This window comes from Pseudomonas triticicola (assembly GCF_019145375.1).
GTDB lineage: Bacteria > Pseudomonadota > Gammaproteobacteria > Pseudomonadales > Pseudomonadaceae > Aquipseudomonas > Aquipseudomonas triticicola.
In genome coordinates this window covers 2,513,196-2,537,657 of the sequence record NZ_JAHSTX010000001.1, presented here as the reverse complement: position 1 = coordinate 2,537,657, position 24,462 = coordinate 2,513,196, and the positions used below count along the sequence as shown (strand labels likewise).

General features: G+C 60.2%; 13 protein-coding genes and 1 other RNA gene. 13 read left to right on the top strand and 1 reads right to left on the bottom strand.

What is annotated here, in order from left to right:
- The first annotated feature begins 2 nt into the window (after nt 1-2).
- From smc to KVG85_RS11205, 7 genes are all read left to right on the top strand, one after another.
- The gene (smc, locus tag KVG85_RS11235) at nt 3-3,491 is read left to right on the top strand and encodes a chromosome segregation protein SMC (protein ID WP_217863896.1); all 3,489 of its coding nucleotides are present in this window, start codon (nt 3-5) and stop codon (nt 3,489-3,491) included.
- 225 nt (nt 3,492-3,716) lie between these two features.
- Entirely contained in the window at nt 3,717-4,580 is an 864-nt protein-coding gene (gene zipA, locus KVG85_RS11230) for a cell division protein ZipA (protein ID WP_041479106.1), read from the top strand.
- A 139-nt stretch (nt 4,581-4,719) separates the two neighbouring features.
- Complete coding sequence (gene ligA / locus KVG85_RS11225) at nt 4,720-7,077, top strand: NAD-dependent DNA ligase LigA (RefSeq protein WP_217863895.1); 2,358 nt, start codon at nt 4,720-4,722, stop codon at nt 7,075-7,077.
- A gap of 275 nt (nt 7,078-7,352) precedes the next feature.
- Complete coding sequence (locus KVG85_RS11220; protein WP_217863894.1) at nt 7,353-8,516, top strand: zinc-binding metallopeptidase family protein; 1,164 nt, start codon at nt 7,353-7,355, stop codon at nt 8,514-8,516.
- A gap of 146 nt (nt 8,517-8,662) precedes the next feature.
- An RNA gene (gene ffs, locus KVG85_RS11215) (signal recognition particle sRNA small type) lies at nt 8,663-8,759 on the top strand.
- A gap of 176 nt (nt 8,760-8,935) precedes the next feature.
- A complete protein-coding gene (locus tag KVG85_RS11210) occupies nt 8,936-9,424 on the top strand; it encodes a hypothetical protein (protein WP_217863893.1) in 489 nt (162 codons plus the stop codon).
- A 36-nt stretch (nt 9,425-9,460) separates the two neighbouring features.
- Nucleotides 9,461-11,428 (top strand): hypothetical protein, encoded by a 1,968-nt coding sequence (locus tag KVG85_RS11205; protein WP_217863892.1) that lies wholly within the window; start codon nt 9,461-9,463, stop codon nt 11,426-11,428.
- Nucleotides 11,429-11,535: 107 nt separating this feature from the next.
- Here the strand turns inward: KVG85_RS11205 and KVG85_RS11200 are convergent, their stop codons facing one another.
- Complete coding sequence (locus tag KVG85_RS11200; RefSeq protein ID WP_217863891.1) at nt 11,536-12,285, bottom strand: substrate-binding periplasmic protein; 750 nt, start codon at nt 12,283-12,285, stop codon at nt 11,536-11,538.
- A 145-nt stretch (nt 12,286-12,430) separates the two neighbouring features.
- Between KVG85_RS11200 and dnaX the strand changes: the two genes are divergently transcribed.
- From dnaX to KVG85_RS11170, 6 genes are all read left to right on the top strand, one after another.
- On the top strand, nt 12,431-14,515 hold the full coding sequence (gene dnaX, locus KVG85_RS11195) for a DNA polymerase III subunit gamma/tau (RefSeq protein WP_217863890.1): 2,085 nt from the start codon (nt 12,431-12,433) through the stop codon (nt 14,513-14,515).
- Nucleotides 14,516-14,581: 66 nt separating this feature from the next.
- Nucleotides 14,582-14,920, top strand: coding sequence for a YbaB/EbfC family nucleoid-associated protein (locus KVG85_RS11190; protein WP_003223337.1), 339 nt, complete (start codon nt 14,582-14,584; stop codon nt 14,918-14,920).
- 262 nt (nt 14,921-15,182) lie between these two features.
- Nucleotides 15,183-16,217: an NADPH-dependent curcumin/dihydrocurcumin reductase gene (gene curA, locus KVG85_RS11185; protein ID WP_217863889.1), complete on the top strand. Its 1,035-nt coding sequence runs from the start codon at nt 15,183-15,185 to the stop codon at nt 16,215-16,217.
- A 66-nt stretch (nt 16,218-16,283) separates the two neighbouring features.
- Nucleotides 16,284-16,886 carry a recombination mediator RecR gene (gene recR, locus KVG85_RS11180; RefSeq protein WP_016773861.1) on the top strand — a complete coding sequence of 201 codons (603 nt, stop codon included), beginning with the start codon at nt 16,284-16,286 and terminating at the stop codon, nt 16,884-16,886.
- 192 nt (nt 16,887-17,078) lie between these two features.
- Entirely contained in the window at nt 17,079-18,227 is a 1,149-nt protein-coding gene (locus KVG85_RS11175) for an acyl-CoA dehydrogenase family protein (RefSeq protein WP_217863888.1), read from the top strand.
- Between the two features lie 164 nt (nt 18,228-18,391).
- Nucleotides 18,392-24,286 carry an SET domain-containing protein-lysine N-methyltransferase gene (locus KVG85_RS11170; RefSeq protein ID WP_217863887.1) on the top strand — a complete coding sequence of 1,965 codons (5,895 nt, stop codon included), beginning with the start codon at nt 18,392-18,394 and terminating at the stop codon, nt 24,284-24,286.
- Nucleotides 24,287-24,462 lie beyond the last annotated feature (176 nt).

Below are 24,462 nucleotides of genomic sequence, written 5' to 3'. Positions count from 1 at the left end.
GCGTGCGGCTGAAGTGCATCAAACTGGCGGGGTTCAAATCCTTCGTCGACCCGACCACGGTGAACTTCCCCAGTAACATGGCGGCGGTCGTCGGGCCGAACGGTTGCGGCAAGTCGAACATCATCGACGCCGTGCGCTGGGTGATGGGCGAAAGTTCGGCAAAGAACCTCCGTGGCGAGTCGATGACCGACGTCATCTTCAACGGTTCGACCAGCCGCAAACCGGTAAGCCAGGCGAGCATCGAACTGGTCTTCGACAACTCCGACGGCACGCTGCTCGGCGAATACGCCGCCTACGCGGAAATTTCCATCCGCCGCAAAGTCACCCGCGACAGCCAGACCACGTATTACCTCAACGGCACCAAATGCCGTCGACGCGACATCACCGACATTTTCCTCGGCACCGGCCTCGGCCCGCGCAGCTACTCGATCATCGAACAGGGGATGATCTCCAAGCTGATCGAATCCAAGCCCGAAGACCTGCGTAACTTCATCGAAGAAGCCGCCGGCATCTCGAAATATAAAGAGCGCCGCCGCGAGACCGAAAACCGTATCCGCCGCACCCACGAAAACCTCGCCCGCCTGACCGACCTGCGCGAAGAGCTGGAGCGCCAGCTCGAACGTCTGCACCGTCAGGCCGAGGCGGCGAAAAAGTATCAGGAACTCAAGGCCGAAGAGCGTCAGCTCAAGGCGCAACTGTCGGCCCTGCGCTGGCAGGATCTCAACGAGCAGGTCGGCCAGCGTGAGTCGATCATCGGCAATCAGGAAGTCAGCTTCGAAGCACTGGTCGCTGAACAGCGTAACGCTGATGCGGCCATCGAGCGCCTGCGCGACGGTCACCACGACCTGTCCGAACGCTTCAATCTGGTGCAGGGGCGCTTCTATTCGGTCGGCGGCGACATCGCCCGGGTCGAGCAGAGCATTCAGCATGGCCAGCAGCGGTTACGCCAGTTGCAGGACGATCTGAAAGAAGCCGAGCGCGCGCGTCTGGAGACCGAGTCGCACCTGGGCCACGACCGCACGTTGCTGCTGACCCTCGGCGAAGAACTGGACATGCTCACCCCCGAGCAGGAAGTCACCAGCGCCGCCGCCGAGGAAGCGGCTGCGGCCCTCGAAGAAGCCGAAACCACCATGCACGGCTGGCAGGAGCAGTGGGATGCTTTCAACCTGACCGCTGCCGAACCGCGCCGTCAGGCTGAAGTCCAGCAATCGCGGATTCAGCAGCTGGAAAGCAGCATGGAGCGTCTGGCCGACCGGCAGAAACGCCTCGCCGAAGAACGTGCGTTGCTGTCCGCCGACCCGGAAGACGCGGCGATCATGGCGCTCAACGAGCAGCTCGCCGAGTCCGAAGCGACCCTCGAAGATTTACAGACCAGCGAAGAAGCGCAGGTCGAAAAGCTTGAACAACTGCGTCAGGAATTACAGCAGGCGTTGACTGCGCAGCAGCAGGCCCAGGGCGATCTGCAGCGGCTCAATGGTCGTCTGGCGTCGCTGGAAGCCTTGCAGCAAGCGGCGCTCGATCCGGGCACCGGCACCGCCGAATGGTTGAAGGAACACAATCTCGCCGAGCGTCCGCGTCTGGCCGAAGGCCTTAAGGTCGAGGCCGGTTGGGAACTGGCGGTGGAAACCGTGCTCGGCGCCGATCTGCAAGCGGTGCTGGTCGACGATTTCAGCGGTTTTGATTTATCCGGTTTCACTCAAGGCGATTTGCGCCTGCTCAGCCCGGCCAGCGATGGCGTGCGGGTGGCCGGCAGTCTGCTGGACAAAGTCGAGGCGCAGATCGATCTGTCGCCGTGGCTTGGTCAGGTCAAACCGGTCGACAGCCTTGAACAGGCGCTGGCTTTGCGCGGCCAGTTGAGCGCCGGGCAAAGCCTGATAAGCCGAGACGGCTATTGGGTCGGTCGGCACTTCTTGCGTGTACGTCGCGCCAGCGAAGCGGAAAGCGGCATGCTCGCCCGTGGCCAGGAAATCGAAGACCTGCAACTGGAGCGTGAAGAGCGCGAAGCCACGGTCGAGGCCATGGAAACCCGCCTGCAAACCCTGCGCGCGCAACAGCGCCAGCAGGAAAACGGCCGCGAACATCTGCGCCGCTTGCTGCAGGAAGAAGCGCGCCAGCAAGGCGAACTGAAAGCGCAGTTGTCCGCCGGCAAGGCCAAAGCCGAACAGCTGACATTGCGCCGCACCCGTCTCGATGAAGAACTGGTCGAACTCGCCGAACAGCGCGAGCTTGAGCACGAGCAGGTCGGCGAAGCGCGCATGAATTTGCAGGAAGCGTTGGATTCCATGGCGCTCGACACCGAGCAGCGCGAGTTGCTGCTGGCCCAGCGCGACAGCCTGCGCGAGCGCCTTGATCGCGTGCGTCAGGAAGCGCGGCAGCACAAGGACCACGCCCATCAACTGGCGGTGCGCCTCGGCTCGTTGCGCGCCCAGCATGACTCCACGCGTCAGGCGCTGGAGCGTCTGGAAATGCAGGCCGAACGCCTGACGGAAAAGCGCGAACAGTTGAGTCTGAATCTGGAGGAGGGCGAGGCGCCGCTGGAAGAGCTGCGTCTGAAACTCGAAGAGTTGCTCGACAAGCGCATGACCGTCGATGAAGAGCTCAAGACCGCGCAGATCGCCCTGGAAGACGCCGATCGGGAATTGCGCGACGCGGAAAAACGCCGCACCCAGGCCGAGCAGCAATCGCAGTTGATTCGCGGCCAGCTCGAACAGCAGCGCATGGAGTGGCAAGCCCTGACCGTACGGCGCAAGGCCTTGCAGGACCAATTGCTTGAGGATGGCTACGATCTCAACGGCGTGCTCGCGACATTGACGGCGCAAGCCAGTGAACGCGAAGCCGAAGAAGAACTCGAACGCATCAACGCACGGATTCAGCGCCTGGGTGCGATCAACCTCGCGGCCATCGATGAATACACGCAACAATCGGAGCGTAAACGTTATCTGGATGCGCAGGACGCCGATCTGGTCGAAGCGCTGGAGACCCTGGAAAACGTCATCCGCAAAATCGATAAGGAAACCCGCAACCGTTTCAAAGATACCTTTGATCAGATCAACGGCGGTTTGCAGGCGCTTTTCCCGAAAGTTTTCGGTGGCGGGCGCGCGTATTTGGAACTGACGGGCGAAGATCTACTCGATACAGGGGTGACGATCATGGCGCAGCCGCCCGGGAAGAAGAACAGCACCATCCATTTGCTTTCCGGCGGCGAAAAAGCCCTGACTGCACTGGCCCTGGTTTTTGCCATCTTCAAGTTGAACCCGGCGCCGTTCTGCATGCTCGATGAGGTTGACGCGCCACTGGATGACGCTAACGTTGGACGCTACGCACGGCTGGTCAAAGAGATGTCGCAGACCGTGCAGTTCATCTACATCACCCACAACAAGATCGCCATGGAAATGGCCGAGCAGTTGATGGGTGTGACGATGCATGAACCGGGCTGTTCGCGACTGGTGGCGGTGGATGTCGAGGAGGCGATGGCGATGGTGGACGCCTAGCGGCGCGGCTGCAGGTTACAAGCTCCAGGCTGCAAGTGGACGGCTTGTGGCTTGGAGCTCAAAGCTTGTAGCTGCGAAGCCTTTGATCGTGCTAGTTTAATGTCAATTTTTCGTATACGTGGGCAAAACGCCTGTCAGAACATAGAGTTGGCGCCACGTTTTAAAGCGGTTTACGCAGTGTAAACCCCTTATTTTTCAGCATTTTTTATAGAGGCACGGGATTACATGGAAATCGGTCTGCGCGAGTGGCTGATCGTCATCGGCATCATTGTGATAGCCGGTATTCTTTTCGATGGCTGGCGCCGTATGCGCGGCGGCAAGGGAAAGCTGAAATTCCGTCTCGACCGGAGCCTGTCCAATCTGCCGGACGAGGACACCAGCGCCGAGCTGTTGGGCCCGGCCCGCGTCCTGGACACGCACAAAGAGCCGCAATTGGACGAGCACGATCTGCCGTCGGTGAGCATGCCCAACCGCGAAGCCCGCGAGCCGCGTGAATCCGGTTCGAAACGTGGCAAGCGCGGCAGCAACGGCCCGGCGCAGGGCGACTTGAACCTCGACCTTGATCTGGACGGCGGCCCGAGCTTCAGCAGCCGCGATGACGATTTCGCCGAAGACAGCAAGCCTGCACCGGCCGTGGCGGAAAAAGATCAGCCGCAAGCCGAAGAAGTTTTGGTGATCAGCGTGATCTGCCGCGACCCGGCCGGCTTCAAAGGCCCTGCGCTGCTGCAGAACATTCTCGAAAGTGGCCTGCGTTTCGGCGAGATGGACATCTTCCACCGTCACGAAAGCATGGCCGGCAACGGCGAAGTGCTGTTTTCCATGGCCAATGCGGTCAAGCCGGGCATCTTCGATCTGGACGACATCGACCACTTCAGCACTCCGGCGGTGAGCTTCTTCCTCGGTCTGCCAGGCCCGCGTCATCCGAAGCAGGCTTTCGACGTGATGGTCGCGGCAGCCCGCAAGCTGTCCCAGGAACTGAACGGCGAACTGAAAGACGATCAGCGCAGCGTACTGACCGCGCAGACGATTGAGCACTACCGTCAGCGCATCGTCGAATTCGAACGCCGCGCCCTGACCCAGAAGCGCTAAGGCCAGATCAAAAGATCGCAGCCTTCGGCCTGTAGGAGCTGACGAGTGCAACGAGGCTGCGATCTTTTGGCCACGCCGCCGATAATGGAATAAAACTGGAGCAGCCTCGGCTGCTCTTTTGCTTTATGAGAGAACACCCATGACCGCCGCCAAAACCCGCATTCTAGAGCTGCGCGCTGAGCTGGATCAGCACAACTATCGCTATCACGTTCTCGACGAGCCGAGCATTCCCGATGCCGAGTACGATCGCTTGTTCCACGAGCTCAAGGCGCTGGAAGCGGCCAACCCGGAACTGATCACCAGCGATTCGCCGACCCAGCGCGTCGGTAGCATGGCGTTGACTGCGTTCACTCAGGTGCGTCACGAAATCCCGATGCTCAGCCTCGGCAACGCTTTCGAAGAATCCGACATGCGCGAGTTCGATCGCCGCGTCAACGAAGGCCTCGACGTGCCGGCCGGCGATCTGTTTGGTGGCGGCGCGGCGGTGGAATACAGCTGCGAGCCGAAGCTCGATGGCCTGGCGGTCAGCCTGCTGTATCAGGATGGTCTGCTGGTGCGCGGCGCCACCCGGGGCGATGGCACCACCGGCGAGGACATCAGCGTCAACGTGCGCACCGTGCGCAATATTCCGCTGAAGCTGCACGGCGAAGGCTGGCCGGCGACGCTGGAAGTGCGCGGTGAAGTATTCATGTCCAAGGCCGGTTTCGAGCGCCTCAATGCTTCGCAACTGGAAATCGGCGGCAAGACCTTCGCCAACCCGCGCAACGCGGCAGCAGGCAGCCTGCGCCAGCTCGATTCGAAGATCACCGCCAATCGTCCGCTGGAATTCTGCTGCTATGGCATCGGTCAGGTGTCTCACGATATTGCCGACACCCACATCGGCAACCTCAAGCAGTTGCAGAAATGGGGCATGCCGATCAGTCACGAACTGAAGCTGGCCAAGGGCATCGATGAGTGCCTGGAGTATTACCGCGACATCGGCGAGCGCCGTAACTCGCTGGCCTATGAAATCGATGGCGTGGTGTTCAAGGTCAACAGCATTGCCGACCAGCGTGAACTGGGCTTTCGTGCGCGCGAGCCGCGCTGGGCGATCGCGCACAAATTCCCGGCGATGGAAGAACTCACCGAGCTGCTCGACGTGGAATTCCAGGTCGGCCGCACCGGTGCGGTGACTCCGGTGGCGCGTCTGAAACCGGTGAAAGTCGCCGGCGTCACCGTGGCCAACGCCACGTTGCACAACATGGACGAAGTCGCGCGGCTGGGCCTGATGATCGGCGACACGGTGATCATCCGCCGCGCCGGTGATGTGATTCCGCAAGTGGTGCAGGTAGTCACCGAGCGTCGCCCCGATGACGCGCGCCCGGTGGCCATTCCAGAAAGCTGCCCGGTGTGCGGCTCCCACGTTGAACGCACGCAACTGGTCAAGCGCAGCAAGGGCAAGGAAACCTTCAGCGAAGGCGCCGTGTATCGCTGCGTCGGCCGACTGGCCTGCGGCGCGCAACTGAAACAGGCGATCATTCACTTCGTTTCGCGTCGAGCCATGGACATCGAAGGCTTGGGCGACAAGAGCGTCGAGCAACTGGTCGACGAAGGTCTGGTCAGCTCGCCGGCCGATCTGTATGCGCTGAAGTTCGACGACATCGTCGATCTGGAAGGCTTTGCCGAGGTATCGAGCAACAAGCTTCTCAAAGCCATTGAAGACAGCAAGCAACCGAGCCTGGCACGTTTCATCTACGCCCTCGGCATTCCCGATGTCGGCGAAGAGACGGCGAAGGTGCTGGCGCGTTCGCTGGGTTCGCTGGAGCGCGTGCAACAGGCCTTGCCGCATGTGCTGACCTACCTGCCGGAGGTCGGCCTGGAAGTGGCGCACGAGATCCACAGTTTCTTTGAGGATGCGCACAACCAGCAGGTCATCAGCGAATTGCTCGGCCATGGGTTGCAGATTCAGGATCAGGGCGAACTGGGCGCGGAGTTCGCCGCCAGTACCACGTTGGGCGGCTTGCTCGACAAGCTGCACATTCCTTTCGTCGGCCCCGGTGGTGCGCAGAAACTCGCCGATCGCTTTGGCTCGCTGGAAGCGGTGATGAACGCTGACTGGCTGGACATGCGCCAGGCATTGCCGGAGAAGCAGGCCAACTCGGTGCGCGAGTTCTTCGCCTCGCCTGAGCATCGGCAACTGGCCGAGCGCGCCGAGCAGCAGCTGCGCGATTTCGGCATGCATTGGCAGAGCGAGAAGAAAGTCGTCGAAGGTCTGCCACTGTCCGGCGAAACCTGGGTGCTGACCGGCAAGGTCGAGTTGATGAGCCGGGATGTGGCCAAGGATCATCTGGAAAGCCTGGGTGCCAAGGTCGCCGGTTCGGTGTCGGCGAAAACCCATTGCGTGGTCGCAGGCCCGGGTGCCGGCTCGAAACTGACCAAGGCCAACGAACTGGGCGTGAAGGTCATGGACGAAGAAGCGTTTATCGCCTTCCTCAAGACCCACGGCGTCGCTGTCTGACCGGATGAACCCCTGTGGTGAGGGGATTTACCCCTCTCCGGATGGACACCCGTGGCGAGGGGATTTATCCCCGTTCGGCGACATCGTCGTCGCAGAACCATACGACTCGGTATACCTGATTAACCGCGTTGTATGGTTTTGGGGGTCGCTTCGCAACCCAGCGGGGATAAATCCCCTCACCACAATGGTGCTATCACTCGGCTGCGCGGTTATGGGTGGGAACGATGTTGTCTTCAGGATGATCTAGTCTTGGCCAGTCCCAGGGAGAGATCGCCATGCACCGCTTTTTCGAGCAGCTCAGTTCCCGCATCATCGCGCCGTTCGTGGCCGGATCCTCGCGCAACAGCAAAGTCTGGCCGTGCCGTTGCGGCCAGTCGCTGTTCTTTCGCAACAGTCAGTGCCTGGCCTGTAACGCCTTGCTCGGCTATCACCCTGAAGAAAGTCGCCTGACCTCGCTGCAGCCGGGGCCGGAAGAGGGCACCTGGACGCTCGACGCCGATCCCGACGCCGGACTGTTCCGCCGCTGCGCCAACCTCGACATGCCCGCCGCGTGCAACTGGCTGCTGCCGGCCAACGATCGCGACACCTTGTGCATCGCTTGCAGCCTCAACCGCACCATTCCCGACCTGTCCGTCGCGGAAAATCCCGAACGCTGGCGCAAGGTCGAAATCGCCAAGCGTCGACTGGTCGCGCAACTGATCACCCTCGGCTTGCCGGTCATCCCGAAAACCACGGATGAAGAAATCGGGCTGGCGTTCGACTTCATCGGTGTCGACCTGGAAGGCAACGCGCCGATGACCGGCCACGCCAATGGCCTGATCACCCTCGACATCAAAGAGGCCGACGATGCGCATCGTGAGCAGGTCAGGGCGGCAATGCACGAACCTTACCGCACGCTGCTCGGGCATTTTCGCCATGAGGTCGGCCACTACTACTGGGATCGCCTCATCGCCAACGGCCCTTGGCTGGACGCGTTCCGCAATCTGTTCGGCGACGAACGCGCCAGTTACGCCGAGGCGCTGGACCGGCACTACCAGCAAGGCGCACCGCTGGACTGGCCGCAGCATTACGTCAGTGCCTACGCGACCATGCACCCGTGGGAAGACTGGGCGGAAACCTGGGCGCATTACCTGCACATGATGGATGCGGTCGACACGGCGCTGGGCTTCGGCATGAGCGCACGGGAAATGGACTTCGACTATCAGCCATTTCCCACCAGCACCTTGTACGACCCGGAGCACCCCGGCGGCACGGCATTTCTGTCGTTCGTCAATGCGTGGATCGAACTGGCCGGCATGCTCAACGAACTGTCGCGCAGCATGGGCCAGCCGGATTTCTACCCGTTCGTACTGCCGGCGGCGGCGATCGCCAAGTTGCACTTCATTCATCTGGTGATCCAGCAGGCCGGCGGGCGCGCAGACGAAGTCCTGGCCCTGTAGGAGCTGCCGCAGGCTGCGATCTTTTGCCGTCAGCGCATGTCCTTGAACCTGTTGGTATTTTTAATCTGCAACCAACGGTTGTAAGTTCATCTCAGACAGGTACAATGGCGCGGCTCGCCGACAGGCAAGCGTCGTTATGGTGACCCCATCGGTCCCCCCGCAACGATTACCCGTGAACCTGGTCAGATCCGGAAGGAAGCAGCCACAGCGGGAACATTGTGTGCCGGGGTGTGGCTGGTGGGGGCACCACCTTAACGAACCTACCGAGAATTCAAAGAGAACTGCATGGGTTTCGCCCACTGCGGTTTTTTTATGCCTGCGATTTGGGCCGGATCAGCAGCGCAGCGTCCCGGTGCCCGTGCGGCTGTCGACCGCGAACAGTGGCATACTCCCTCGCCTGGCATTGAGAGGTAAGGCAAGTGGGTGAAATCGACGATCTGACTCGTGAAAAACTGCGCGAATGGCAGTTGCGTCGTCTGGATGTCAAAGCGCAGATGCAGGATCAGCCCGAGCGCACGCTGGAACTGTCGCGAGTGCTCGACCTGATGGATGAGGAGCACGCCGCGATTCTGGCGGCTTCGACCGTGTTCAACGCGGCTGAAGAAACTGCGCAGCCGCTCGCGGTGCAGGACCAGCCCCTCATCACTGAATCGGTGGCCGGCCAGTACGACCTGCAACTGCACGCCAGCGCTCAAAACCCTGAACATCTGCGCAAACTGCTGGAAATGGCCCTCTACGAAGTACAGGCGCAAATCGATGCAGGCCCGCTGGGTAGCGGAGCAGATCGACGCGGCATGTCCGGCACGCTCGGCGGCTACTCCTTCGAACTGCGGATCAGCCCCGAGGCCAGCCGTGAGGGAAACTTGCCGCAGTCCCATGAAATGCACGACGAGAATGGCCAGGACTGATCTGGTGTTGTATTAAAGCCCAGGCGGCGAGGTTGTATGCACCCGGAACATTTTGATTTGGCCACCCCGGTATTTCTGCCCATCACCCATGATGCGTGTACGGCGCTGTTGCAGCCCGAGGGTGACGCGGCACTGGCCAGCCTGAGCGACCCGGAACTGGCGGCAGTGCTGGTCATCCAGAACCTCGCCCAGGCCACGGAGCAGGATTTGAGCGCCAGAGCAGCGGAGAAGATTCTCGCCAGACTCATTGACTGGTCTGTCACCTCCCGGCGCACCGGATCGGCAGGACTGCTTGCAGAGGCGCGGCGTCTGTTCGATTCGCGCAAATTGTATTTCGGCCTCAATGCGCTCAAAGGTCTGAACCTGCGCTTTCTCATGGCCGATGAAGTCGCCGCGCAGGCATTTCTGTTGCCCGGCGGGCAATGGGATGTGGACTACAAGATCCGCCATCAGCAACAGAACAATCCGTTTCGCCAGCAAATGGTCACGCCACGCGAGCGTGAACACTGGTTAAGCGCGGCGCAGGACAAACTGCTGCGAACCTTTCGAGCCAACCTCGACGAAGACCTGCACGTGCAAGGTTATGCAGGCATCGGCAAGAGCTACATGCTCAGCGCGCTGATCGAATGCCTGCGCTCGAAACGCACCCTGGTACTGGCGCGCACCCCGGCGAAACTGGCGACGCTGCGCAAGCACATCGTGCAGGTCCACGACACGGATATTGGCCAGACCTTTTTCGATTTCGCCCAGGCTCAGCTGCTCGGTCCCCGGTTGCCTATGGCCAGAGCGCCGGCGCGTCTCCCGAGCAAGCAGGCGCTGGCGCAGGAGCTGAATATCTTCGGCTTTCGCCACCACGACGGGCCGGGCACCCTCGAGGTTTGTCTGCGCGTGCTCAAGCTGTACTGCACCTCAAGAGATCACACGCTGTCCGCCAGGCATTTGCCGCATTTTCAGCAGCCCTTGACCGGCGCCGACTCGCAAGCGCTGCTGGAATACTCCAGTCGCCTGTGGGTGTATCTGGAAGCCAATCCGGCCTGGGCCAGCCAGAGCGGTTTTCCGACGTTGCTCATGATCAAACGCGCCAGTCTCGCCGGTTGCCGCGTCCCGCCGCGCTACACCCATGTGATCATCGACGAAAGCCAGGATGTGCCGGCGTCGTTGCTGCAAATCATCGAGCGCGGGCAGCAGGTGCTGATCACCCTCGGCGATGAGTATCAGCAGGCCACGGGCGAGGCGCCCAAGCGCAAGCGTGAAGTTCGCCAGAGCGATATCTGCTATTCGGTGCGTTCGGGACGCAATGTCGAGCGCCTGGTCAACCCGCTGATCTCACGCCACACGCAGAAGAGCAAAGTGCCGTTCGAAGGCGCTCGTCACGCCGACGTCGATATCGAGTACTACCCGCAAGCCTTCGTGCCGCCCGAAGGTTGCGTGGTGCTGACCGCGTCACCGTGGGACACGATGATGTGGGCTATCCACTTGCACGATTCCAGTTGCGCCTTCAGTTTCCCCGACAGGGAAGCACAGGACGACATCAAGCATTTCATGACCACCGCCATCGAGCTGTTCCGGCGCGATTTCTACAATGCCGGGTCCAGCGAGAAAGGACCGCACCCGTATTTCAGCGACTTGGCTGATTGGCAGCAGGTGCGTGAGGCCAACCGTTTCGACGAGGCGTTTTTGTGGATCGAAGCGCAACTGCAAAACGGCTTCATGATTGCCGACCTGACGCGACTGAGCCAAAAGATCATCGAGCCGGGTAAAGCCTGCCTGTTGATGATGGCCGAGCGGGCGGGCGGCATGGAGTTCAGGCGCGTGCTGTTGACCCGGACGTTGCTCAGTAACGAGAAATTCAAGGATGCCTACGAGTTCGATCAGCGCATCTGCGCGGTGTACATCGCCGTGTCTCGTGCCCGGCAGCAGCTCTATCTGCCTTACGACGTGGTCGAGTGGATCGATTATCACCACAGCCGTGAGCCGAAATTCCGCGAATCGCACGGTTATTGACCCGGCCAACCCTTTGGGAGCGAGCCTGCTCGCGAAGGCGTCGGCGTGTTCAACAACTGTGTCGCCTGACATACCGCTTTCGCGAGCAGGCTCGCTCCCACAGGCGGTTAGGGTGTGGTTGAAGAGGCGCCGGTGTACAACCGGATAATGTCGTCGATCTCGCCGGACATTTTCATCCGCAGCAACGTGCGCAAAATCCGCTGCACCGGCACGTTCGGATCATTTCTCACATAGCAGCCGATATTCTGTTCCTGCAGCACCGCGACCCCTTGCAGCTGCTGCTCCGGCAACAGGCGCTGATTGATCCAGTCCAGCGTCCACTGATTGCTCACCGCATAGCGATATCGCCCGGCTAGTAGCTTTTCCAGTACCTGTTCCTGATTGCGCGCGTCTTCGCGTTGCAACTGGTCGGCGTCGAACAGCGGTTGCAGGGTAGGGTAGCTGTAACCGAGGACGGTGCCGATGGCCTGGCGCGGCAACTGGGCGGGATTGATCTGCGCCGGTTGTTCCTTGCGGCTGATCAGCAGGTCGCGCTGAAACCACAACGGCACGCTCCAGATGTAATCGCCGGACTGATTCGGCAGCCACGACTGTGCGGCATAGCAGCGCACGTCGATGTCGCCGTGCTCCATGGCGCTCTGTACCCGCGCGCGCGGCAGGACGACGAATTGCGCCGGCGCGCCAACCTGGGTCGCCAGACTGAGCAGGATGTCGTGCAGGATGCCCTGGGTCGGTCTGCCGCCTTGCAGTTGCACCATCGGCATCGCCCAACTGTCCGGCACGGCGAAGCGCAACGGCGCTTGCGCTGCCATCGCGTTGAGGCTGATACCCAGCAATGCCGCCACGGCCCACCGCATAGACGCTCCGGTAATTCCCCATCCCGAGCCGATAAAAGCCTCTGCTGATGCAGCTTAGCCATTTTAGACGAGGACACCGGATGCAATTTTGCCCTTGCTCCGCTAGCATTAGCCGCTTCTGCTTCCTTCGCTGCGACGGTTTTCGATGAGTTATCAGGTTCTTGCACGTAAATGGCGTCCACGCTCGTTCCGCGAAATGGTCGGCCAGACCCATGTGCTCAAGGCTCTGATCAATGCCTTGGACAGCCAACGGCTGCACCACGCCTACCTGTTCACCGGGACGCGCGGGGTCGGCAAGACCACCATCGCGCGGATCATTGCCAAGTGCCTGAACTGCGAGACAGGGATCACTTCCAGTCCCTGCGGCGAGTGTTCGGTGTGCCGCGAGATCGATGAGGGGCGTTTTGTCGACCTGATCGAGATCGACGCCGCCAGCCGCACCAAAGTCGAAGACACCCGCGAACTGCTCGACAACGTGCAGTACGCGCCAAGTCGTGGGCGCTTCAAGGTCTACCTGATCGACGAAGTGCACATGCTTTCCAGCCATTCCTTCAATGCGCTGCTGAAAACCCTCGAAGAGCCGCCGCCCTACGTCAAGTTCATCCTGGCGACCACCGATCCGCAGAAACTTCCGGCAACGATTCTTTCGCGTTGCCTGCAGTTCTCCCTGAAGAACATGACGCCGGAGCGTGTGGTCGAGCATTTGACCCACGTTTTGACTGCGGAAAACGTACCGTTCGAAGACGATGCACTGTGGCTGCTCGGCCGCGCTGCTGACGGTTCGATGCGCGACGCCATGAGCCTGACCGATCAGGCCATCGCGTTCGGTGAAGGCAAGGTCCTCGCCACCGACGTGCGCGCGATGCTCGGCACGCTGGATCACGGTCAGGTCTATGACGTGCTGCATGCGCTGATCGAGGGCGATGCCAAGGCGCTGCTCGAAGCCGTGCGGCATCTGGCCGAGCAAGGCCCGGACTGGAACGGCGTGCTCTCGGAAATTCTTAACGTGCTGCACCGCGTGGCCATCGCTCAGGCGCTGCCGGAAGGGGTCGACAATGGCCACGGCGACCGTGATCGCGTATTGGCCCTGGCCCAGGCACTGCCGGCCGAAGATGTGCAGTTCTATTACCAGATGGGCCTGATCGGTCGCCGCGATTTGCCGCTGGCGCCGGACCCGCGCGGCGGTTTCGAAATGGTCTTGCTGCGGATGCTCGCGTTCCGCCCGGCGGATACGGCGGACGCGCCGAGGCAACCGCTAAAGCCAGTGGGGATCAGCCAGGCCACAGTTGATTCCGCAAACTCAGTGGCTGCCGCCCCGAAGCCTGCGCCGGTGGTCGCTGCGGCTGTTGCGCCCACACCTGCGCCCGCACCAGTAGCGGCGCCGGTTGCCGAGCCAGAACCTGTGGCGCCGGTTGTCGAAGCACAACCGGAGCCTGAGCCAGTCGCCGTCGAAGCCGTGGTCGATCTGCCGTGGAACGATCCGGTGGAAGCCGAGCCCGAGCCGGCGCCCGTTCAGCAACCCGCTGTCGAACCAGTGCTGGAAACCGCTGGCGAGCAGCCCGAGCTGCCGCCGATGCCGCTGCCGACCCCGGACAGCGTGGTGCCGGATGCGCCGGAGTGGGCCGCTGCGCCAATTCCCGAACCGTCCGTCGCCGACGTCGATGCCGCTACGCCGGGCATGGACCTGGACGACGAACCGCCGCTGGATGAAGACTACATCGAGCCGGACATGGATTCGGCCTACAGCTACCTCGACGAACTGGCCAGCGAACACGCCGCCGATCCTGAGCCTGAACCCGAGCCGGAACCTGCCGCCGCGCCGGCCACCGGCCTGGCCCTGCAATGGCTGGAGCTGTTCCCGAAACTGCCGATTTCCGGCATGACCGGCAGCATCGCCGCCAACTGCACATTGATTGCGGTCGACGGCGACCACTGGCTGATGCACCTTGACCCGGCCCATAGCGCCCTGTTCAACGCCACGCAACAGCGTCGTCTCAACGACGCGTTGAACCAATTCCACGGGCGCACGCTGACGCTGACCATCGAGCTGATCAAGCCTGAGCAGGAAACCCCGGCCCAGGCCGCCTCGCGCCGCCGCGCCAATCGCCAGCGTGAGGCGGAGGAATCGATCCACGGTGATCCGTTCATCCAGCAGATGGTTCAGCAGTTCGGCGCGGTGGTGCGAAGCGATACTATTGAACCTGTCGACGCCTTGGTCACCCAAGGCTAATAACTGAAGGTACTCGGCCAAGATGGCCGGGCGCTGTTTTATCCAAGTACGTTTGAGGTGATTCCCATGATGAAAGGTGGCATGGCCGGCCTGATGAAGCAGGCGCAGCAGATGCAGGAAAAAATGGCCAAGATGCAGGAAGAACTGGCCAACGCCGAAGTCACCGGCAAGGCCGGCGGCGACATGGTCACCGTGGTGATGACCGGTCGTCACGACGTCAAAAGCGTGAGCATCGACCCAAGCCTGGTCGAAGGCCTGAGCGAAGACGACAAAGAGATGCTGGAAGCCGTGGTCGCTGCCGCCGTCAACGACGCCGTGCGCAAGATCGAAGCCAACAGCCAGGAAAAAATGGGCAGCATGACCGCCGGCATGAACCTGCCAGCGGGTATGAAACTGCCATTCTGATTCGCCTTTGGGCGGCAGATGAGCTACACAAAATGCCAGGCATTGTGCCTGGCATTTTTGTTTCTGCCTGATGGACATATGCCGGCTGGACTGACGCCTTCGCGAGCAGGCTCGCTCCCACATTTGGAATGCATCCCCCTGTGGGAGCGAGCCTGCTCGCGAATGAACTCACCTCGGCACAACTGAAGAAACATCGAACACACCACCGCTACCAAGGTCTGCTCCCTATACACCGAATTCCCCATTCACAGGAGACGCTGACATGTCCGACCCTCTCACCCTCAATCAACGCTTCGTCCTCGCCTCGCGCCCGAGCGGCGCGCCGACCCCGGAGAACTTTCGTCTCGAGCGCGAGGCGCTGCCGGATCTGCAGGACGGTCAGGTGCTGCTGAAAACCATGTACCTGTCGCTTGACCCGTACATGCGCGGACGTATGAGCGACGCACCGTCCTACGCCGCGCCGGTGCAAATCGGCGAAGTCATGACTGGCGGCGCGGTCAGCCGGGTCGAGCAGTCCAATCATCCGAAATTCCACACCGGTGATCTGGTGGTTGGCGCCACCGGTTGGCAAAGCCACAGCATCAGCGACGGTCGCAACATCATGCCGATCCCGGCTGGCCTGCCGAGCCCGTCGATGGCCCTCGGCGTACTGGGCATGCCGGGCATGACCGCGTACATGGGCCTGATGGACATCGGTCAGCCGAAAGAAGGCGAAACCCTGGTGGTGGCTGCGGCGTCCGGCGCCGTCGGCTCGGTGGTCGGGCAAGTGGCGAAGATCAAAGGCCTGCGCGCGGTCGGCGTGGCCGGTGGTGCCGAGAAGTGCAAATACGTCGTTGAGGAGCTGGGTTTTGATGCCTGCATCGACCACAAGGCCGATGACTTCGCCAAACAGTTGGCCAAAGCCTGTCCGAACGGCATCGACATTTATTATGAGAACGTCGGCGGCCATGTCTTTGATGCCGTCGTGCCGTTGCTCAATCCCAAGGCGCGCATCCCGTTGTGCGGCCTGATCGCCGGTTACAACGCCGCCGAAGCGCCGACCGGCCCGGATCGCCTGCCGATGCTGCAACGCACATTGCTCACCAAGCGTGTGCGTATTCAGGGCTTCATCGTCTTCGACGATTACGGTGATCGTCAGCCGGAATTCATCAGCCACATGGTGCCGTGGGTACGCGACGGCAAGGTCAAGTTCCGCGAGGATGTGGTCGAAGGCCTGGAGCAGGCGCCCGAGGCGTTCATCGGTCTGCTGGAAGGGCGCAACTTCGGCAAACTGGTGGTCCGGGTCGCCCAGGACTGAGGATTTGACGCTGGCCAGAGGCGCGGGTATAAACCGCGTCTCGTTGTTTAGTCGGACTGTTTACCCATGAGCTTCAGCCCCTTGATTCGCCAACTGATCGACGCTCTGCGCACCTTGCCAGGCGTGGGTCAGAAAACCGCTCAGCGCATGGCGTTGCAGTTGCTCGAACGTGATCGCAGCGGCGGCACCCGTCTGGCCCAGGCCTTGAGCCAGGCCATGGAAGGCGTCGGCCATTGCCGCCAGTGCCGCACGCTGACCGAAGACGATCTGTGCCCGCAATGCGCCGACCCGCGCCGCGATGACACACTGCTGTGCGTAGTCGAAGGGCCGATGGACGTTTATGCGGTGGAGCAGACCGGCTTCCGTGGCCGCTATTTCGTGCTCAAGGGGCACTTGTCGCCGCTGGATGGCCTGGGGCCGGAAGCGATCGGGATTCCGCAACTGATGGCGCGGATAGAAGAGGCGGGGACCTTTACCGAAGTCATCCTCGCCACCAACCCGACGGTCGAAGGCGAAGCGACGGCGCATTACATCGCGCAGTTGCTCAACAACAAAGGCCTGGTCGCCTCGCGGATTGCCCACGGCGTACCATTGGGCGGTGAACTAGAGCTGGTCGACGGCGGCACGCTGGCGCATTCGTTTGCCGGGCGTAAACCGATTTCCCTCTGAATTTGCGGCGTCTGAACTGACGCCTTCGCGAGCAGGCTCGCTCCCACATTGGTTTTGTGTCGTTCACAAATCCCCTGTGAGAGCGAGCCTGCTCGCGAATGGCGCGCCGCGGTCCATCTGATTCACACAATTTCATTGATAACCAAGCAAGCGCTCGGTTAACGTCGGCGAACCCTTCCGTGGAGCTCGCCCATGCCTGCCTTTCAGGAATACTTCGACCCCAGCCACCAATTGGTCCGCGACAGCGTCAGACGTTTCGTCGAACGCGAGATCCTGCCGGACATCAATCAGTGGGAAGAAGCCGAAAGCTTTCCCCGTCAGCTGTACCTCAAGGCCGGTGCGGCGGGCATTCTCGGTATTGGTTACCCCGAAGCGCTTGGCGGCAGCCATGAAGGCGATCTGTTCGCCAAGGTCGCCGCCAGTGAGGAGCTGATGCGCTGTGGCTCAGGCGGGCTGGTGGCGGGGTTGGGTTCGCTGGATATCGGTTTGCCGCCGATCGTCAAATGGGCGCGGCCAGAAGTTCGCGAGCGGGTCGTCCCCCAAGTGCTCAGCGGCGAAAAGATCAGCGCCCTGGCGGTGACCGAGCCCGGCGGCGGTTCCGACGTCGCCAACCTGCAAACCCGCGCCGTGCGTGACGGTGACTTCTACCGGGTCAGTGGCAGCAAAACCTTCATCACCAGCGGCGTGCGCGCGGATTTCTACACGGTCGCGGTGCGCACCGGTGCGCCGGGGTTTGGCGGCATCAGTTTGTTGCTGATCGAGAAGGGCACGCCGGGTTTCAGTGTCGGTCGGCAATTGAAGAAAATGGGCTGGTGGGCGTCGGACACCGCTGAATTGTTCTTCGACGATTGCCGCGTGCCGGCAGGCAACCTGATCGGCGCCGAGAACATGGGCTTCGCCTGCATCATGGGCAATTTTCAGAGCGAACGCCTGGCGCTGGCATTGATGGCCAACATGACGGCGCAATTGGCGCTGGAGGAGAGCCTGAAGTGGGCGCGCGAGCGTGAGGCGTTCGGCAAACCCATCGGCAAATTTCAGGTGATCAAACATCGGCTCGCCGAAATGGCCACGGCGCTGGAAGTGTCGCGCGAGTTCACATATCGGCAAGCGGCGAAAATGGCGGCGGGGCACAGCGTAATCAAGGAAATTTCCATGGCGAAGAACTTCGCCACCGACACCTCGGACCGGATCACCACCGAAGCCGTGCAGATTCTTGGCGGGCTCGGTTACATGCGTGAAAGCCTGGTGGAGCGGCTGTATCGGGATAACCGCATTCTGTCGATTGGCGGCGGAACGCGGGAAGTGATGAACGAAATCATCAGCAAGCAGATGGGGCTTTGACCAAAGCGTGAGGGCTGCTTGTGAGCAAGCTCGCCCGGAGGGACTGCGAAGATAATTTGAATCAAATTCACCGCGGGCGCGGGATGACTGCATATCGGATTGGCAAGTACATTCCCTGAGAGCAGTACAGCAGGATGACTTTTTACCAAGGACAGGTATTTTTCATGACCGGCATTACCCCAGCACCCACACATCTTCCGTCAGTAGCCCGTACATCTGATAACCACGCGCACCCACCCCCCGACAAAGTCGAGTCGTTGACCCCGCTGGAGCGATCAAACGGCGGTAGTGCGTTACCTGCCGACCTCGCCAAAACCGCCAGCGCCGAGGTGCGCCCCTTGGGCAATCTCGGAGGAGCGTTGTCATGGTCGATTCCCTTGAGCACGGACGAGCAGCGCCGCTTGCGTCTTGTCACAATGAGCCATCAACACCATTTGGGCGATCAGCCGCTGGTCATGCAAACCAAAGGCGGTGTGCTGGAGTTCCTGAACTATTGCGACCCCATCCCCATAATGGCGCAGCATGAGCCGGCGAAGATGCTGGAGGCGTTGGTCGGTTCTCCCCAGGGGCAGCTGATGGGCAAAGCGCTGCAACATAAAATGCAGGGCATGGAAAGCGATAGCAGCGTCACGGATTACCTGCTGGCCGGAATTGCTCTGCAGATGGATCCTGAATCAATCTTCGCCCCCGATCGCAATAAAATCGCTGGTTTTGATCTGGCCAGTGAGCAGTATTGGGGAGAGGCTCCTCGCGCGGTCGTGGATGGTCTTGCTGAGCACTTGAGATCGACCGGTCGCACCAGCGCCGCAATGGCACAAGTCGGTGCCCGCATCCTGATTGCCAGAATTGCCCCGTCTCTGTTGATTCAGAAGATTCCTCCTAATGTAACCATCGGCAGTCAGGCCTGGGCCAACGTGACGATCGCGGCAATGACGATAGAGGCTTTGCACCCGGGCAAGGTTCTCGACATGACGTTCGCTCAGGTCATGAGTGATGCTGATCAATTTCGCGAGATCGATACCGCCGCCACTCAACGCGCCCAGACAGTTTCAGTACTGGATTGGGCAATAGCCAACGGAGTGATAAAAAAAAACCACGATGATACGTACACGGTCGCGACGCTTGAAGCGGCGAGAAACGCATTCAACGCACAACTTGATGAGCGGCTTACTGCCTCCAGCATACTTACCCGGGAGCTACCAACGCGCAGAGAAATCGCACTGACAATCCTGAAGAAGCGATTCGGTGATCTAGGCGCGCTGTTTGAAGTGAAGGCGCTCAGTACAGATATCTATCGAGGGGAGAGCGGCCAAAGAGGATTCGCCGGGACTCATTCGCTTCTGGATTACGCGATGATGGACCTGCCCAATCTGCGGCCCCTCACGTCAAGCGACGCTCGCCTCCCGCTAGACGCTGTAAACGATAATCCGACATTTGGCGTACTGGCGGTTTTCGAAGAGCAGTTCGCCACTGCAATCAGAGAAAAAAAATCTGCCGTCGCTACAACGATCAGGCACATGATCGCGCAGCTTCCATTGGCAGACAGGAAGACTCTGCAATTCGCAAAACTCACCTTCTTCCAGGAAAGTTCGTATACATCCGACGGTTTTTTCAATAATAGTCCGGAACAAAAAGAGCCTTGGCTGCTCCTCAGAACCGAGTTGCGCGGAAACTTTCAAGCGTACGAGATCAATTTCGAGAAAGGTACGATTGCACAGGCGAACCTGTACAGAGCGAAGAGCAGGCAATCAAGAGATGCCAACAAATACTTTGCGACCAAAGAGCTTAAACCACGAGACACCGGAAATGATCTCGATCACGAGCGATCTTCGAACGACTCGCTGTTGAACAGCTTCCACAGCGCTCGGGCCCGTTGCATTGCCGATGTATTTCTCCAGCACCTTGATCTCGATGATCCTGCAATAAAACAATTGGCACGCGGGCAAACCCCGTTAGATGCGTATTTCGCTCCCAGGCCCTTGAACGATTTTCTGCTGAACCTGATTCCTTTCCGTTCTGCGATAGTCAATCTTCAGGCCGGCAGTTATGGCGAGGCAGCATTTGATCTGCTGCTGGACGTATTCGGATTTCTCACTGCTGGCGCTGCAACTGCCGGAAAACTCCTGAAGATCGGACGTACTGCCGTTTCTGCCGGAGCCAGGGTACTGAGGTCGGTCAACGTCATCGGTGTGTCGGCCATAGAAATGCTCAATCCCGTCAGTGGATTGGGAGATTTGGCCAGACTTGTCGGCGTTGGCGGCTTGTACGTATTGTCCAAAGGCGGCAGAGCGATCAACAGGCTCAGGGGGGCGGCCGCCAGTTACGATGTCTTGAAGGCGGTGAGCAAACAGTACGACGCTGCGGCGATCGGGGGGTTGAATGTAGCGGGCCAGAAGTTGGAGGTCGCTGCGGTCCTCAGGGGCGGACATTGGTATGCCTTTGACGCCGATTCCATGAGGCCTTTCGGCAGTGCGCTGGACCAATTCGACGTCGCGACTCAGGCTGTTGCAGGTCATGTGTCGACTGCGCACATCGGCCAGGCGCAGGCGCTGAGCCATAAGCGCTACGGTCGTTTCGCCGTTCCCGAGTCACGTATCGCCGGGCTCACGCGTAACACTCAAGGTGTGTATGTTGCAGCCGACGGGCACCTGTCCCACATTCGTCATACAGATCACCGAGGTACAGCCGCTGTGTACGAGGTGCGACAGATCGCGCGTACGCAGGACGGTTTTCTTCAGGCGCGGGTCTATCACAACAACCGGCAAACCGAGCTGCTCGTGCAGCATATTCAGGGCGATCAGTGGCAACGCCTGGGTGTGCCCGGTGGTGGAGAAATAACCGCCGAACATTTGCGCACCTGGGAGGCATTGCCAGTCGAGGAGCAGTCGAGACTCACCCGGCAGGGCTTCGCACGGCAGAATCGCCTCTCCGTAAAAACCTTTGAACATTACGTGAACGCTGATGGCCAACTGAGTGAAACCGGCGTGCTCCTGCGTGACCGTGTCGCCGGAACACCCTTCAATGAGATCACTGCAACGCGGATCCAGAGCTGGCAGAACATGACACAGCTGGCGCGTGATGCCATGACCATGGACGGGTTCGCCGCTTATCACCACCTTAATCCGCGTTCGTTCAGAAGTTATGTCCGTTTGGATGGCAGCCTCGGGCCTATGGGCGAATCGCTGATGTTCCGGGCGGGTGGTGGCACGTATGACAGAATTACCGATGATCATTTGGTTCAGTGGCAAGAGTTGTTCGAGCAACCGGACAACTCACTCACGGCAAACCAGTTCCAGACGCAGCGCAGGCTCGATCCACGACTTTGGGAAAGATACGTCAACCACAATGGCTCGTTGAAGGAAGCGGCCGTGCGACGTGTCGCGCGGGCCAGCGCTGCAGCAGTTCGCACGGGACATGGCAGCATAAAGAGAATTTCCGCTGCCGATCTGCAAACCTGGGAGGCCTTGTCATCCGAGGAACAGCTGCGGTTGACCCGAAAGGGATTTGCCCGAGAGCATCATCTGTCGGTAAAAACCTTCGAGCACTGTGTGCAGCCTGACGGCCAACTGAGCGCTACAGGTGTGCTGGTCCGTGATCGTCCGACTGACGCCCCCTTCAATGAGATAAACGAAGTGCACATCCGCAGCTGGCAAAACATGACACAGCAGGCGCGGGATGCAATGACCACAGACGGATTTGCCGCGCATCACCATGTCAATCTCAATACGTTCAGAACTTACATACGGCCCAACGGTGTTTTGACGCCCAGCGGCGAATCCCTATTATTCAAATTCGCTGGAGGTTCCTACAACACGATTACCGACGAGCATATACGCCAGTGGAGCAGGCTCCTGGCGCAAGCGGACGGCTCGGTCACTCAAGAGGCGTTCCTGCGTCAGCACGGGCTGGATCCCAATCTTTGGAAATTTCAGGTCAAACCCGATGGATCCTTGAGGGAGGCGACCGCGCAACGTCTGCAACGTGCGCAGCCCTCCCACCAGCTGCCTCCCGTTCAGGCGCCCGGTGTACGCAGGAACGTGATCACTGGCGAGCATTTGCGCGCCTGGGAGGCCTTGGCGCCCGAGGAACAGCGCAGACTCGGCCCGCAGGGCTTTGCTCATCAGCAGCATCTTTCCCTGAAAACCTTTGACTACTACGTACAGCCTGACGGCCAGCTAAGCACCACTGGTGTTCTTGTGCGTGACCGCCCAGCGAGCACGCCTTTCAATAAGGTCACCGCCATGCACATCCAGACCTGGCGAGGCATGACGGCGCAAGTGCGAGACGTAACGACCCTGGAGGGATTCGCCGGTCAGTACCATCTCCATCCGAGCACACTTAAAAATTACCTGCAGACGGATGGGCGCGTGACATCAATAGGTGAAGCTCTGCTGTTCAAGGCAGGAGGAGGCACCTACAACCCGATTACTGATGAGCATCTACGTCAATGGAGCACGCTGTTTGCCAGTGCGGACAACTCCGTTACACCAGAGCAGTTCGTCAGTCGCAACAGACTCAACCCGCTAAACTGGACAAATTACGTCAAGGCCAATGGTTCATTAAAAGATAAAACGCGGCGACGTCTGGATCGGGCAGGTGCAAACACCAAGTCACCTTCAGTTGGAACAGAAACGGATGCGGCAGCCAAAAAACAGACCATCACGGCTGAGCACCTGCGGGCCTGGGAAGCGTTACCGCCCAAGGAGCAGTTGGATATTACCCGCAAGGGATTTGCCCACAGGCATAATCTCGCGCCCAAAACCTTTGAATATTACGTGCAGCCCGGAGGTCAGTTAAGTGCTGCTGGCGTGATTGTGCGTGATCGTCTCGCTGCTTTGCCTTTCAATGAGGTGAGCGAAATCAACATTCGTCGTTGGCAAAGCATGACGCAGCAGGCTCGTGATGCAATGACCCTGCAAGGTTACGCCGGGCTTCACCATCTCAATCCCGGAACATTCAGATCGTATGTGCGGCGAAATGGCAGCTTGGGGCCCAACGGCGAGGCGCTGATGAACCGGCTGGCTGGTCGCACCTATAACTTGATCACCGATGACCATTTACGCCAATGGCGCACGCAGCTCGGGAAGGCCGATAACTCGGTAACTTCCGCGCAGTTCATGCGTCAACACCAGTTCAATCCGGTCAGTTGGGGGCGGTTTGTCGACGGTGACGGTTCCCTGAAAGAGGCGGCTGTGAGCCGCCTCGATCGTGCACAGCACGCTGCCGCTGAGCAGGCGGATACGACACGAAAACGACCGGCGACCGACCCTCTCGACCCTCCGTTGAAATCTGCCAGGCGGAGCAGATTCGAAGATCCGCAAATCCCCGGCCCGTCCTCGGCAGTCGAGCCCGACGTGGTCGAAATCGTGCCCGGAGGTTCTCGACCGTTACGTCGCCACCAGATCGACAATACGCTGCCGATTCTGCAGGATCCGGCGAACCCGAGACTCAGCTTGACCCGGTCACTTGAAGGGCCCATTGACGAGATCCGTATCGCCTACTGGAATGGTCTGCTTGACGGACTCAATAGTGCAACGAAGGAGCGGGTGTCGACCCAGATCAAGGCGTCGATCAAAGACTGGCTGCGTACCGAGGGGCAACACCAGTCCCGATTTGATGAATGCCTGAAAGTGGTCGCTGCAATGGATGATGATGGGCCGGCCCGCGGCGCTTGCGTATGCGCGCGGCGCGATATTCCCCAGTTTGAAGTGCTCGGACCTTATGCGGGCAAATACCATCCATCAGAGGCGTCATTGTTTCAAGAGCAACGCAAGCAAGGTTCTGAGGCGGTCCTGACCTATATTTTCGGCACACTTTCGGATACGCGCACCGTCAGCGGGCTGCATACGGGGAATACTCTGAGCCTGGTCAATACTTCGCAACTGAAAAACGGGCCTGTGTGGAAGTCGAACAATGTCACCTCCATCTCGGTCGGGAAAAACCTGACGTTCTACGTAGCACTGTCGGATATCAAGAAGGGAGAGGAATTGCTATTGGACTACGGACCTTACTACCAGCCGGTGCCTGATATCGCGATCAAGCCGGATCCGGGTCGCTGAGTTGAAGTTTCGCTGGTTTGATCGTCAGCACCGGCAATCAAAGAAGACGCGGCGGGACAGGGAAGTGATGGACGAGATCATCAGAACGCAGATAGGGCTTTCGATTTTGCGGTGGAGCTGAAGGCCCCTTCGCGAGCAGGCTCGCTCCCACAGTTGAAATGCATTCCCCTGTGGGA

Excerpts from the sequence above, each read along its gene's own strand:
- KVG85_RS11220 (WP_217863894.1), top strand. The coding sequence starts at position 7,353 with ATGCACCGCTTTTTCGAGCAGCTCAGTTCCCGCATCATCGCGCCGTTC.
- ligA (WP_217863895.1), top strand. The coding sequence starts at position 4,720 with ATGACCGCCGCCAAAACCCGCATTCTAGAGCTGCGCGCTGAGCTGGAT.
- KVG85_RS11200 (WP_217863891.1), bottom strand. The coding sequence starts at position 12,285 with ATGCGGTGGGCCGTGGCGGCATTGCTGGGTATCAGCCTCAACGCGATG.
- KVG85_RS11175 (WP_217863888.1), top strand. The coding sequence starts at position 17,079 with ATGCCTGCCTTTCAGGAATACTTCGACCCCAGCCACCAATTGGTCCGC.
- recR (WP_016773861.1), top strand. The coding sequence starts at position 16,284 with ATGAGCTTCAGCCCCTTGATTCGCCAACTGATCGACGCTCTGCGCACC.
- zipA (WP_041479106.1), top strand. The coding sequence starts at position 3,717 with ATGGAAATCGGTCTGCGCGAGTGGCTGATCGTCATCGGCATCATTGTG.
- curA (WP_217863889.1), top strand. The coding sequence starts at position 15,183 with ATGTCCGACCCTCTCACCCTCAATCAACGCTTCGTCCTCGCCTCGCGC.
- KVG85_RS11205 (WP_217863892.1), top strand. The coding sequence starts at position 9,461 with ATGCACCCGGAACATTTTGATTTGGCCACCCCGGTATTTCTGCCCATC.
- dnaX (WP_217863890.1), top strand. The coding sequence starts at position 12,431 with ATGAGTTATCAGGTTCTTGCACGTAAATGGCGTCCACGCTCGTTCCGC.
- KVG85_RS11170 (WP_217863887.1), top strand. The coding sequence starts at position 18,392 with ATGACCGGCATTACCCCAGCACCCACACATCTTCCGTCAGTAGCCCGT.
- KVG85_RS11190 (WP_003223337.1), top strand. The coding sequence starts at position 14,582 with ATGATGAAAGGTGGCATGGCCGGCCTGATGAAGCAGGCGCAGCAGATG.